The following is a 13,490-nucleotide window of genomic DNA, read 5'->3' on the forward strand; positions in this document are numbered from 1 at the left end:
CAGCAAGGAAAATAATTATGAAAGTAGTCATCAGTGATGGCATCGAATACGCCCTAAATCTTAATTATCGTACCATCGATATTGAATCGACCGACTATACCAATATTGCAGCGATTGTGGTCACGATGACGGACTTGCCGCGTGTGTATCAAGATATTGAAGATTTGGGGTTTGCCATTCCGATATTTGTGGCGATTGAATATGGTGATGTAGTGCCTGATGAATGGCTACCCAATGTGTATGGTGTGCTAGAGCTGGCAGATGATCAAAAGTTTTATAACGGACAATTGGTCAATGCGGCAGCGGCGGATTACATCGCCACGCTCGATCCGCCTTTTTTCCAAGCCTTGATGGACTACACCGACTATGGCAATGCGGCGTTTGACTGTCCTGGGCACCAAGGCGGACAGTTTTTTCGTAAGCATCCTTCGGGCAGACGCTTTTATTTATACTTTGGGGAAACGCTGTTTCGTGCCGACTCCTGTAATGCCGATGTCCGTCTTGGCGATTTGCTAATTCATGAAGGACCAGCTTTTGAGGCACAAGCGCATGCGGCGAAAGTTTTTAATGCGGATAAAACCTACTTTGTGCTCAACGGTACTTCCTCTTCCAATAAAATTGCGATTGGTGCCTTAGTAGCGCATGGTGATTTGGTGCTGTTTGACCGTAACAATCACAAATCTGTGTACCAAGGCGCCTTAACCATGGCAGGTGGTACGCCTGTGTATTTAGAGACCGACCGCAATGCTTATGGTTTGATTGGCGGCATTCCTGCCCATTGTTTTGAGGAAGCCGAAATCCGTGAGCGTATTCGTGAAGTTGCGCCCGATAAAGCCGATGATGCCCGCCCATTTCGCTTGGCGGTAATTCAGCTGGGCACGTATGATGGCACTATCTATAACGCCCGCCAAGTAGTAGATCGCATCGGGCATCTGTGTGACTATATTTTGTTTGACAGTGCCTGGGTGGGTTATGAGCAGTTTATCCCGATGATGCGTGATTGCTCGCCTCTGCTGCTTGAGCTCGGTGAAAATGATCCTGGAATTTTGGTCACCCAATCGGTACACAAGCAACAAGCAGGCTTTTCTCAAGCCTCACAAATCCATAAAAAAGATAATCATATCAGCGGGCAAGCCCGTTATGTCAATCATAAACGCTTTAACAACTCGTTTATGATGCACGTATCGACCTCGCCGTTTTACCCGTTGTTTGCCTCACTTGATGTCAATGCCAAAATGCATGAAGGTAAAGCCGGTCAGCGCATGTGGCATGAGTGTGTCATCGGCGGTATCGAAGCTCGTAAAATGCTGCTAGACACTTGTAGCATGATTTTGCCATTTGTCCCGCCTACAGTAGATGGGCAAGCTTGGCAAGACTACGATACTGAAATCATTGCCCATGATATTCGTTTTTTCCGCTTTGAGGCAGGGGCGCGTTGGCATGATTTTCAGCATTATGCCGATGACCAATACTTTATCGACCCCTGTAAATTACTACTGACCACGCCAGGCATTGATATGCAAACCGGTGAGTATGAAGACACAGGGATTCCTGCCGCAATTTTGGCGCATTATCTGCGTGAAAGCTCGGTCATTCCAGAAAAAGCCGATTTAAACTCGATTTTATTCTTACTGACGCCTGCCGAAACCTTGGCAAAATTCCAGCACTTGGTCGCCCGTATTGTCAGTTTTGAAAAGCACATTCGCGAAAACAGCCCCGTCACCCAAGTGTTGCCGACACTGGCTAAAGCATATCCGCAGTACCGCAAACTGACCATCAATGAACTATGCCAACTCATGCATAACTTCTATGCCAAGCATCAGCTCAATAAACGACAAAAGCAAATGTTTGAGCGCGAACATCGCCCCAAAGTTGCTATAAGCGCGTTTGATGCCCATAACGCCTTTATCCGTAATGAGGTTGAGCTGGTTGCGCTAACAGAAATTCGCGGACGGGTGGCGATGGAAGGGGCACTACCATATCCACCAGGGGTGTACTGTATTGTACCTGGCGAAGTATGGGATGGGGCGGTGCTGGACTACTTCTTGGCATTGCAAGAAGGGGTTAATCGCTTGCCAGGCTTTGAACCAGAAGTGCAGGGCGTGTACTGGGAGTATGACGACCAAGGTAAAAAGATTGCCTACGCCTATGTGTTAAAACAGTCTCACTAAATTTGATTGACGGTTTTTGATTCATAGGCTTTCTCTTTGAGGTCTATATTTGGCGCGTTTGCAGCAGTAACCAATGGCGCAAAAATTGGTCTGTATAGATTGCTCTGTATAGATAGGTACGATGTTATTTAATTGAATGATAATCATTATTATTTACATTATCAATCTATTATTGGATAATGACGGCTCAATTTTTTAAGAGGCAGTCAAACAATGACAATGAAAGATTTTCGTATCTACATGAGGCTTGGGCACCGCTATGTTGGATTCTTTATGGTTGGCATTATGCTGGCCTATTCGCTAAGTGGCATGTTGCTGGTATTTCGCGACACTGATTTGTTAAAATCTTCAAAAACTGTCAAGCAAGTCGTGGCAACCAATCTTGATGAGAAAAATTTAGCCAAAACCTTAAAAATGAAAAACATCGATTTTAGGGAGCAGCAGGGTGATATACAGCTTTTTAAAGATGGACAGTACAATGTTAAAACCGGTGAGGTGACTTATACCAGCAAAAAACTGCCCGTGGTATTAGATAAAATGGTGAATTTTCATAAAGCGCCCTCTAAAGGTAGTATGGGTGGGCTCAATGTATTGTTTGGCATGAGTTTATTGTTTTTTGTGCTATCGAGTTTCTTTTTATTTGCCCCAAGTTCAAAAATCTTTAAACGTGGTTTGGCGTTTGTTGCCGTTGGGGCGGTGTTGTCGGTGATTTTGTTGATGTTGTAAATTACCCTAACAAAAAGTTTTTTAGCAGGGTTTTGGCGCCTTCGGTGGCAAAGGATTCTGGGTGATATTGCACCCCTTGAATCGGATAATCACGGTGGCGAATGCCCATGATTTCATCGCCTGCTAGACTGGCATCTTTGAGATTTTTATCACTATGTTGCTCACTAGACACCACGCTGGTCACTACCAAACAATCGGGGAGTGAGGCGGTGTCGACCATCAGTGAATGATAACGCATGATGTCAAGCTGCTGTGGTAAACCTTGATACACGCCTTGACCATCGTGGCGAATCGGTGACGTCTTGCCATGCATGGGCACATTGGCTCGCACTACTTGACCACCGAAAAAATGCGCAATCCCTTGCATGCCAAGACACACGCCTAGTAGCGGTGTGGTTTTGCCAAGCTCAGTAATGACGTCACCACACACACCAAAATAAGCAGGGTCATCGGGCGAACCTGGACCTGGGGAGATGATGATACGGTCAGGATTCATGGCTTGGATATCCGCTAAGCTAATCTCATCATTGCGTTTGACAACCACGTTAAAAGGTTGATTGTCTGCGGCTAAAATCTCACCAATATATTGGTATAAGTTGAAGGTAAAAGAATCGTAGTTATCAATAATTAACACTTGCATAGTCAACTCTAAAAATAGGTTTGGCGGTTATTTTAAACGTTTAAAATACTGCTGATATACATCGCTATCATACGTATCTAGTTGGCGTATCGTCATGATGGAGCAGACTTTACTGCACTGGCGCAAAATTGGACAGTACAACTTTCATCGCAGACAGTTTTCGCACAATTTCTTCATACTCATCTTCAGGATTGGAGTCATACACATTGCCACCGCAAGTTTGCGCATACGCTTTTTCGCCATTGATAAACAGCGAGCGAATCGGAATAGCAAAAATACAATCCCCATTAAAACAAAACTGACCGAGTGCGCCACCGTAAGCGCCGCGGCCATCGGGCTCTAGTGTATTTATAATTTTCATTGCTTCAATTTTGGGTGCGCCTGATAGCGTACCTGCGGGAAAATTACTGGCAAGCGCGGTGAACATATCATGATTAGGGTCAAGAATACCGACGATTTCACTGGAGATGTGCTGGACATGTGAAAAGCGCTTGATATCCATTAAGTTACGCACTTTTACCGTCCCAAAGCGTGCCACCCGCCCGATATCATTACGATGTAAGTCCACCAACATATTATGTTCGGCGATTTCTTTGCGGTCATTGAGCAAGGCGCGCGCTAATTGGCGATCTTCGGTCTCATCCTTGCCGCGCTTGGTGGTGCCCGCCAGTGGGAAGGTCTCCATCTCACCATTGCGCAATCGGAACAACAACTCAGGCGATGCGCCGATGATTTTTTGGGCGCCAAATTTGACATAGTACATATGCGGTGACGGATTGACTTCGCGCAGTTTACTATAAATTGGCATGCTATCGCCTTGGATGCGATAATGCGACTTGAAACCCACTTCACACTGGAAAATCAGCCCAGCTTTAATGTCTTCTTTGACTTTCATCACCGCTGCCGCATGTTGCTCGCGGTTCATCCCATCGCCCAAGTGCTCAGCAGTCGGCTGCGTATAGTCAGGCGAAATAGCATTCAATAATGACTTGATTTCGTCAATACGATTGCTTTGGTGGTCGGTATCGTAATAATAATAAAAAATTTCACCGGTCATCTTATCAAGGCTTAACCCATCTAAGTACACCCCGAATTTGAACGGCTCGAAATCATCACTGGTTTGAATATTCAGGGTCGGCTCAAAAAAATTGACACTATCAAATCCCAAAAAACCGACCAATCCGCCGGTATGGCTACGTGAAATCACATGCTGTGGGGTGATTTCGCGCAGTAGTTGGTAAGGATTGTCACAGGTATAATCCGTGCTTTCTCCCGTGCGATTGTTGGTGATAGTCAAAGTATGGCGGTCTTTTGCCAACACCGTCATCGCAGGGTCAAAGCCAATGGCATGATGACGTGAGATATAGCTTTCTTCGCCCAACGATTCTAGTAAAAAACAGGTAGCGTATTTGGCTTCGATGCGTTTAAAGAGTTCAAAAAAATCAATGTCTTGTGCAAGTTTAATCAGGCTTGGTTTGCTGGCAAGGGCGATTTTGGGCGGTTTGGCGTGTGTAGTCATCATAGTGTCTTAGATTTATAGTGTCTTAAATTTATAGTGTCCTAAATTTACAGTATCTTAAATTTATAGCGGCTTAAATTTACCCTATCTTAAATTTTAATCAATGTTTCAGTGTTCTAGTATGATGATACATTGTAATCAGATTACCCCCTGCTTGCAACTCTTTTATAGCATGCCAGTTATTTTCACACGGATTTTCATCGCCCTTCTAATCATCCTAAAGTATGCTACTGTGATAGGCTTATTTACGCTTGAAGCCATTGTCACAAATTTATAAGTTTAAATGACTCAGATTTGGCAATAATTGGTTGATATCATGTTGACCATACGCTTTGGCGCCCCGTGATACGGTCGCAATGCCCACCCCCAAGCGCTCAGCGATTTCGCGTTGTGGTAGCGCTTGCTGAAACAAGGCAAAAATCTGGATGCGATTGGCGATTTCTTTTTGTTCTTTTTCAGTCAGGAGCGCTGCCAAAATTTCGCGGATAAAGTCACTATCATCGGTTTGGCTCAATAGCTCAACCAAATAATCATAGGCGGATAGGGATGATGGCGAAGTGTGTGGCATAGTAGTTTTTTTGAGTAAAAGATAACAAGTAAAGCATTTCAGTGTTCTAGTATAGTGATACATTTTACGAAGTTTAGCCAGTGAACTCAATCGATTTTTATCCCTTTAGAAAACTGAATAGGTGCGACGACTGGTTACTTTTGATTACAAAAGCGCAAATAACTGAATATTTAATCAAAGCTTAGTCGACACAAAGTTGCTTTAGCGAGGTTCTATAATGTGGTTATAATAAAATTGCTTAGTTAAAAAGCTAAGTGAGTTTATTAATTATAAATAATGACTATCAATCATAATTTTTATAACCACGCCTTTATCTTTGGTTGTTGTGTAGCAGTCTTAATGGGCAATTAAGAATGCGCAGTTACGGTCAATGTCAAAGGGTAGCAGCGCGATTTAAAAGTTAATTAACGCTAATGATATTCAATACTAATCTTATTCAAAATAAGGCACTTCATTATGACAACCAACGCTAAGAACAACAGTGAATTTTTGAACAATCTGGTTTTTAAAAAGGTCGATCATCAGCCACAGCGGGCGGATTATCAATCTAATCAACCTGGCAATTCGATGCCGTTTAGCGATGCCCGTGGTAACTATCAGCGTAATATCGGCTTTAATACCGGACGTTTTAAAGACAGTAAAGTCTATATCGTCGGTGGCGGTATTGGCGGTTTGGCAGCGGCGTATTATTTTATCCGAGATGCCCATATCCCAGGCGAGAACATTACCTTTTTAGAAGAATTAGCGGTGCAAGGCGGCTCACTTGATGGCGCTGGTAATGCCAAAGACGGTTATATCATGCGGGGCGGTCGCGAGATGATTACCACCTACGAGAATTTTTGGGATATGTTCCAAGATATACCGGCGCTAGAGTTACCAGAGCCTTATTCAGTGCTTGATGAATACCGCCTGATCAATGACAATGACCCCAACTATTCTAAAGCACGGTTGATTCATAACAAAGGCCAAATCAAAGATTTTCATAAGTTTAATCTCAACAAAGCCGACCAACTTGCCATCGTCCGTTTATTACTAAAAAATCAAGACGAACTCGACAATCTCACCATTGAAGATTACTTTAGCCAGAGTTTTTTGGACAGTAATTTTTGGACGCTATGGCGTAGTATGTTTGCTTTTGAAAACTGGCACAGCTTACTTGAGTGCAAACTTTACATGCACCGGTTTTTGGAAGCCTTAGATGGCATCAAAGATATGTCGACCCTGTTATTTTCTAAATACAACCAATATGACAGCTTTGTGGTACCTGCGCAAAAATTTTTAATCAATAAAGGCGTCAAACTACAAAGTGACACGTTAGTCACAGCGGTTGATTTTGAACAGCAAGGCGACAAAAAAATCGTTAAAGGGCTGACAACTACCCAACAAGGTCAACAAGTCCATATCCCTGTACGGGACAATGATTGTGTGATTATTACCACAGGGTCAATGACGGAAGATACGCGCTATGGCACCAGTGACACTGCGCCTGATATCCATCTGGCTGATGATAAAATGGGAAAAACGAAAGGCTGGGTGCTGTGGAATGACCTTGCCAAACAATCTGCTGTGTTTGGTCGTCCAGAAAAATTTAACCGCCATGTGCCCAAATCTGCCTGGATGTCAGCAACCTTAACCTGTAAAGACTCGGCATTTTTACGCAAAATCAGCGAAAAATACTGCGTCAATCCACCGCTATCAGGCAAAACAGTCACAGGCGGTATTGTTACCATCACCGATTCCAACTGGCTTATGAGTTTTACTATTAACCGCCAACCGCAATTTCCTGACCAACCCAAAGACGTGGTGGTGATATGGGTGTATGGGCTGTTGATGGATAAAAAAGGCAACTACGTGCCAAAAACCATGCCAGAATGTACGGGGCATGAAATTGTGACGGAGCTACTATACCACCTAGATTTGCTCGAGCAAAAAGATGATATTTTAGCCAACACCATCGCCAACACCGCCTATATGCCCTATATCACTTCGATGTTTATGCCACGTGCCAAAGGTGACCGTCCACAAATTGTACCCGAAGGCTGCACCAATTTAGGTCTCATTGGTCAATTTGTTGAAACCAACAACGATGTGGTGTTCACCGTTGAAACTTCGGTACGCTCGGCGCGTGTCGCGGTGTACACCCTCACAGATAGCAACAAGCAAGTGCCTGATATCGTGCCAACCCAATACGATATTCGCAACATGCTCCGCTCTGCCAGTACACTCAACGATGACCAAGGCTTCATCGGCGAAGGTATACTACGCCGAGTGCTCGCCAATACCTATTATGAGCACATCTTGCCACCCGTCGCCAAAAAAGCGCCCAAAGACAGCTCGTTGATGCAGACGCTTGCCGAGCAATTTGAAGTAGTCAAAGCCTTTTGGCATAAAGAAGGGCAAAAAGATGAGCAAAAAGCGCAGGATAAAAAATAAGCTTTGATAAACATTTGTCATTAAAATGCAAAATCCTCCTGCCGTCAGGGGGATTTTTTATCAGCAAAATTTCCTTTGCGCCTAAAAACCCTATTTCGTAAAACGGTGGTTTCAAGTATATTAAAGGTAAAGTCACACATCATAAGGAATAAGTGATGAAACTATATACCATGAATTTCCCCCCAAATCCTCGCAAGGTCGACTTATTGTTAAAAGTCAAAGAACTTGATATCAATGATATTCATAATTTACAAGTCATCAACGTGGATATTGGCAAAAATGAGCAAAACTCACCGGAGTTTTTGGCGGTCAATCCACTGGGACTGTTGCCTGTATTAGTGCTTGATGATGGCACTGTGCTCAATGATTCACATGCCATTTGTGAGTATCTGGATAGTCGACTTGCAGGCAATGGTAAGCAAGTGATGGGCTCAGACCCTATACAGCGCGCCAAAATTACCGCGATGTCACGCAATGCGGAGTTTCACGTGCTGTATAACATGATGCTGGCTTTCCAGCATGGGCATCCATCTCGCGCGTCGGTGGGCAACCAAGTGCCTGGTATGGCAGAAGAGAGCATCAACCGCGTCAAAAAAGCATTGCCGTACTTTGACGAGCTATTATCGAGTCACAAATACTTGCTCGGTGATCGACTCACCTTCGCTGATATCGTGTTGTATGTTGGCTTGGATTTTGGGCGAGTGATGAAGTTTAATCCCAAAGATGCCAGTGTGGTGGGTGACCATGTGGCACGTTTTTATGCGCAAATGAGTGAGCGTTTTGGTAAAAAATAACGGTTGTTGATATAAAAAAGGGCAAGGTAAATGCCCTTTTTTTATCTGTAGTGGTTATTCATTGCTTTTATCCACCGTGTCTATTTACTGCTTTTATGCCTAGTTTTTTTCAATAGCGCTAGGGTTGTCATCCTGACTGATTGTTAGCCATTAATGCACTGATGCCCTCATATAGGGTGTCATTGACCGGGGTGTCAATGCCATGCTTATCACCCAATTCACGAATCATCCCTGCAAACAGATCAAGCTCACAGCGTCGCCCTGCTTTTAAATCCTGCCGCATTGATGGCATGCCTTTGGGATCCAGCGCATCCATAATCGCCAACCATTTTTTGAAATCTTCCTCAGTTAAGGTTACGCCTTCAGCGTGTGCCACTGCCATCACTTCACGCATCGCGGCTTTGAACATGTCGCGCGCTTCACCCGCTTGTTGCACGGTATCAAAGGTACCTTGATACAATGCCACGGTTTGATTGACGCCGGTATTTAACATCAACTTGCCCCACAGCTGGCGCGGCATGTCATCGCTTACTGAGTGCGGGAAATTGACTTGATTAAAGAGGGCATCGACTTGTTGCACGCGTGCGCGTTCAGCGTTATCAGTTGTCATCGCGCCAATGACCAATTGTCCATGATCGCGATAAATCAGTTGGCTACCATTTTTCATGGCGTCCATTTGCTGCGCCACACAGTACACAATGCGCTCATCACCAAAGGCGTTTGCCAATACTTTCTCGCTGGCGATACCGTTTAGGGCAGAAACAATCAGCGTATTGTCGCTAAGTTGACTTTTGATGAGCGGTAACACCTCGTTTAACTGATAAAATTTGGTACACACCATCACCAAATCGGCAGGGCTTGGGTTGGAATTAAGGCTTTCGTTTGGTGTGACATAGTTCAATATTAACGGCTCGCCATTCACCAATAAACCTTGCTGTTGGTAACGGTTGACACGGTCAGTATCAGCAACGATACGCAAGTTCTCAAAAGGCATGTTTGGGGCTAATAGACTTGCAAACAACGCCCCTAATGAGCCAAATCCAACAATGGCAATAATCGGTGAATCGTTCATCTTTTTTCCTGTTATTTTGCGACATTGATTAAAGTTGTGATAAAGTTTAGCAGAAAATATAAGGCATGATAAAAAAGGAATCACAATGAAATTATTAAAAATAGCTGTGTTCATGGGTTGGTCATGGGCTGCTTATGAAAAATCAGTAACAAACTTTGCAAGAACTCATGCCAGCATTTGAGCAAAAAATTGAAAAAATCACCCAATCATCTCAAAAAACCACCCAAATCATTAACTATAAAGCAAGTAAGAAATAATGAATCTATCCAATGTTAACGATGCTGCATCTGCACTAAACGGCGCGTATTTTGTCACAGGTACCGATACCGAAATCGGTAAAACCACCACCACCGCGCAATTGGTCAAGAATATCGCTCAGCAAGGCAAAAGTGTATATGCCATTAAGCCAGTCACCGCAGGTCTAGAAACCGATGACAACGGGCAAACATATAGCGATGATGCAAGGCGCATTAATCAATTTGCCAATGTCAAACCACCGCTGTCTGCCATTGCCCCTATCCAGCTAGCGACGCCTTGCTCACCCCATATCGCTGCCCAAATTGATGACGTGACACTTACCAACACCCAACTAGTCGATACCATCAATAACGCCATCGCAGCCTATGCTGCCGATGTGATTTTGGTTGAAGGGGCAGGCGGCTGGTTTACCCCTATTAACGAGCAAGAAACGCTTGCTGATGTGGCAGCCGCGCTCAGATACCCTGTGATTATGGTTGTCGGTATCAAGCTTGGTAGTCTTAATCATGCCATGCTAACCCTACAAGCAATTTGGCAAGCAGGGCTAAAAGTCGCTTTGGTTATTTTTAACCAATTACAGACCGACACGCCGTTTGTCGATGCGCAAATTGACTGGTTAAGTCAGCAAATTTTACGCAAGTATCCTGGGTATCAAAACCTACCACCCTTGATGGTCAAACAAGGCGTTTTAACCCATTAAATTTTTATCCAATCACATTGCTTTTTGGCATAAGTTATGGTATAAATAGCGGCTTTAAATTTACTAGCGATTTTTTGACGCTTGCTTAAAATGGTTTTGATTGACGCAAGTCAAGTGACTACCCGTGAGTAGCTAATTTTAAGTACGCCGCCAAAAGATTAATTATTGATTCAAACTGAGATACTCAACACTAGAATCGTTGAAACCCTAGCTTTTTTTAGCTTCAATGATATGCGAGATGTGCGAGTATCAGTTGTGACAGGCATGAGCAGCCCTCATGCACACCGATTAGGAGTAAGCCATGTCTCGAGTATGCCAAGTGACTGGAAAACGCCCAGCGGTAGGTAACAATGTTTCTCACGCAAACAACAAAACCCGCCGTCGTTTTCTACCAAATCTACACACCCATCGTTTTTGGGTAGAGAGCGAAAACCGCTTTGTTAAGCTTCGCTTGACTACCAAAGGTATGCGTATCATTGATAAAGTTGGTATTGACCAAGTTTTAACTGATATGCGTGCTCGTGGCGAAAAAATCTAATTTTTGCCTTTTCATATTCTTAGGGAGCAATTGCGATGCGTGATAAAATCAAATTAGTTTCAACTGCAGGTACGGGTTATTTTTACACCACGACCAAAAACAAACGTACCATGCCAAACAAAATGGAAATCAAAAAATTTGATCCAGTGGTACGTCAACATGTTGTATTCAAAGAAGCTAAAATCAAATAATTGACTAACATAGTCTATTTGACGCGCTATTTGATAAAAAGTGGGTAACTTAGGTTAACCCACTTTTTTTATGTGCAAAAATTATAAAATCGCTAAAAAATTGGCAGAAAATATCAATTGTTCCTAATCGCTACCGCGATGGATGGTAAGACGAGTGGCAAGGCATCTTGGCAGCTAAAACAGCCGAAACGGTCTACGTTATTTGTGCAGTTGGTGGCTACTTAAGGTATGGGCATCGCTAGTAGCACTGGCGGCAGTCGATGGCGCTATCACAACCGCAGGTAAGGGTTTAAGACTGTTTTCAAATTCTGGCAGTTTCTTTTTAATAGCCTCACCCATCACCAATTGCGGCTCAGACGGTTCAAACCCCATCATTTTTTCCCGTTCAGCAATGCGTTTACTGGCGGCTTCAAACGCAGGTTGAAAACGGCGAAGCTTGGGTAAGCTTTCAGCAAAAAATGCTTGTCCAAAGTATGTATATTCGGCTTCATTAGAACAGCCAAACGATGATTTGTTCGCAGCTGAGGCGGTAATCACGAGGGTATCTGGTGATTTTAACTCATTGATAAATGAGCCAGAATAACAGGCGGATACCACAATGACGCGCCATTTAATGCCAGATTTATCCAATGATTGGCGTAGCCATTTGGCATCGACATTATCGAGCGCTAGCGGTGGGTTGGACATCTCAATCACCTTGTCACCCCCATGCGAGGTCAAGGTCAAAAATAGCACATCTTCATTGACATCCATTTTTTTGGCGATACTTTGCAAAGCGCGTTCAATACTGGTTTTACTGGCAATCGGTAGCGCAGACAGGGTATTGGCATTGTTAATGAGTTCAACCGAGCGTCCTGCTGTGCCAAATTGATGGTCAAAGTATTCTTTGGTTAGCTCAATTTCTGAACGGAAAACATCTTGCTCGCCATGACCTGCGACACCCATAAAGTACCAATCATGTATAGTCGGGCGTTGCGGCTGCACGTTATTTAGCATATCAGCCAGAAGCTCAGGCTGCGCATAAAATGCCGCTTCAGTGACCACGGGTTCGACGGGGTCAGATTGAAAAATCGGCTCAGATTGCACGTTTTTTTGCCATACACTGAGTACGGCAAACGCACCTAGCATAATCAGGACACGCTCAATCCATGACCAGCGTAATTGATTGCCAAAAATCCACAGCAGCGATAATGACTGCCAGACAAACGCCAATACGAACACAATACCAATCGTATCAAACGTCCATTCAGGTAGCCAGCCCAAGTCTGAGATAAACTGAATCAGGCTTTGCACCAGCATCATAAAAGTGTCAGCACACAGCCATAAAATCGCCGGCACAAAAATCAGCATGGCATTAAAATGCCGTTTGGCAAGAATCAATCCTGCCACCAACATCACCATCGGCCACACCAAATAACTAATCAGCCCTTGTGGATTAAAATGGGTGGCATCTTCAGCCACCAACCACGAAAACAGCAAATTACTCGCCAGTGCCGTCAATCCAAACAATAAAAACTGCCATACGGTGGGCTTGACCCAATAAAACGCACGTTTGGAACCTATTAGCATGTGACCCGTGGCACGGATATTGGCGATAACGTTATGAGAAAAACGTTTGAGCGGGGTTAAATCAAGATCGGTAAGAGAAGTTGGCAAAATATCCACACTATTGAAAGGCTGATTCTAAATCGGTAGGCAAGTAGCGATAAAATAATAATACAAAATAGGCATGGGGTGTTAACAACTTTATTAATCATTCATGTTTAGAATCTTAACTATCAACACCAAAAAATCATACGGCTAAAAAATTAATTTATCTAAAATAGTGAATAAATGAATAAAATTTTCTATTAATGTAGAATTATGAAATTATTTATCAT

The 13,490-nt window shown here is 43.6% G+C and carries 12 protein-coding genes; 7 read left to right on the forward strand and 5 right to left on the reverse strand.

What is annotated here, in order from left to right; genetic code table 11:
• Positions 1 to 17 precede the first annotated feature (17 nt).
• Together speC and RTN07_RS08940 are read left to right on the forward strand one after the other, a co-directional pair.
• Positions 18 to 2,171 (forward strand): ornithine decarboxylase, encoded by a 2,154-nt coding sequence (speC, locus tag RTN07_RS08935; RefSeq protein WP_312177540.1) that lies wholly within the window; start codon positions 18 to 20, stop codon positions 2,169 to 2,171.
• 213 nt (positions 2,172 to 2,384) lie between these two features.
• Positions 2,385 to 2,897 carry a hypothetical protein gene (locus RTN07_RS08940; protein ID WP_312177542.1) on the forward strand — a complete coding sequence of 171 codons (513 nt, stop codon included), beginning with the start codon at positions 2,385 to 2,387 and terminating at the stop codon, positions 2,895 to 2,897.
• A 1-nt stretch (position 2,898) separates the two neighbouring features.
• On the opposite strand, the gene RTN07_RS08945 is transcribed toward RTN07_RS08940, so the two are convergent.
• The 3 genes from RTN07_RS08945 to RTN07_RS08955 all read right to left on the reverse strand — a co-directional run bounded on the left by RTN07_RS08945 (position 2,899) and on the right by RTN07_RS08955 (position 5,624).
• Positions 2,899 to 3,537 carry an anthranilate synthase component II gene (locus RTN07_RS08945; protein WP_312177545.1) on the reverse strand — a complete coding sequence of 213 codons (639 nt, stop codon included), beginning with the start codon at positions 3,535 to 3,537 and terminating at the stop codon, positions 2,899 to 2,901.
• 109 nt (positions 3,538 to 3,646) lie between these two features.
• On the reverse strand, positions 3,647 to 5,059 hold the full coding sequence (locus tag RTN07_RS08950; protein ID WP_144918350.1) for an anthranilate synthase component I family protein: 1,413 nt from the start codon (positions 5,057 to 5,059) through the stop codon (positions 3,647 to 3,649).
• A 268-nt stretch (positions 5,060 to 5,327) separates the two neighbouring features.
• The gene (locus tag RTN07_RS08955; protein ID WP_282842295.1) at positions 5,328 to 5,624 is read right to left on the reverse strand and encodes a Trp family transcriptional regulator; all 297 of its coding nucleotides are present in this window, start codon (positions 5,622 to 5,624) and stop codon (positions 5,328 to 5,330) included.
• Between the two features lie 456 nt (positions 5,625 to 6,080).
• Here RTN07_RS08955 and RTN07_RS08960 point away from each other — a divergent pair, with 456 nt between their 5' ends.
• Both RTN07_RS08960 and RTN07_RS08965 read left to right on the forward strand, forming a co-directional pair.
• On the forward strand, positions 6,081 to 8,057 hold the full coding sequence (locus tag RTN07_RS08960; RefSeq protein ID WP_312177549.1) for an oleate hydratase: 1,977 nt from the start codon (positions 6,081 to 6,083) through the stop codon (positions 8,055 to 8,057).
• 155 nt (positions 8,058 to 8,212) lie between these two features.
• Positions 8,213 to 8,851 (forward strand): glutathione S-transferase family protein, encoded by a 639-nt coding sequence (locus tag RTN07_RS08965; RefSeq protein WP_115304599.1) that lies wholly within the window; start codon positions 8,213 to 8,215, stop codon positions 8,849 to 8,851.
• Positions 8,852 to 8,978: 127 nt separating this feature from the next.
• Here the strand turns inward: RTN07_RS08965 and RTN07_RS08970 are convergent, their stop codons facing one another.
• Complete coding sequence (locus tag RTN07_RS08970) at positions 8,979 to 9,923, reverse strand: ketopantoate reductase family protein (RefSeq protein WP_312177553.1); 945 nt, start codon at positions 9,921 to 9,923, stop codon at positions 8,979 to 8,981.
• Positions 9,924 to 10,179: 256 nt separating this feature from the next.
• Here RTN07_RS08970 and bioD point away from each other — a divergent pair, with 256 nt between their 5' ends.
• The 3 genes from bioD (at position 10,180) to rpmG (ending at position 11,610) form a co-directional block, all read left to right on the forward strand.
• The gene (gene bioD / locus RTN07_RS08975; RefSeq protein ID WP_312177556.1) at positions 10,180 to 10,881 is read left to right on the forward strand and encodes a dethiobiotin synthase; all 702 of its coding nucleotides are present in this window, start codon (positions 10,180 to 10,182) and stop codon (positions 10,879 to 10,881) included.
• Positions 10,882 to 11,182: 301 nt separating this feature from the next.
• The gene (gene rpmB, locus RTN07_RS08980; protein ID WP_007116088.1) at positions 11,183 to 11,419 is read left to right on the forward strand and encodes a 50S ribosomal protein L28; all 237 of its coding nucleotides are present in this window, start codon (positions 11,183 to 11,185) and stop codon (positions 11,417 to 11,419) included.
• Positions 11,420 to 11,454: 35 nt separating this feature from the next.
• Positions 11,455 to 11,610, forward strand: a complete 156-nt coding sequence (rpmG, locus tag RTN07_RS08985; protein ID WP_007116087.1) for a 50S ribosomal protein L33 — start codon at positions 11,455 to 11,457, stop codon at positions 11,608 to 11,610.
• Between the two features lie 198 nt (positions 11,611 to 11,808).
• Here rpmG and RTN07_RS08990 read toward each other — a convergent pair whose 3' ends face one another.
• Positions 11,809 to 13,266: a C13 family peptidase gene (locus tag RTN07_RS08990; RefSeq protein ID WP_312177558.1), complete on the reverse strand. Its 1,458-nt coding sequence runs from the start codon at positions 13,264 to 13,266 to the stop codon at positions 11,809 to 11,811.
• Between the last annotated feature and the right edge of the window lie 224 nt (positions 13,267 to 13,490).

It is taken from the genome of Moraxella sp. CTOTU46934 (assembly GCF_031979465.1).
GTDB lineage: Bacteria > Pseudomonadota > Gammaproteobacteria > Pseudomonadales > Moraxellaceae > Faucicola > Faucicola tetraodonis.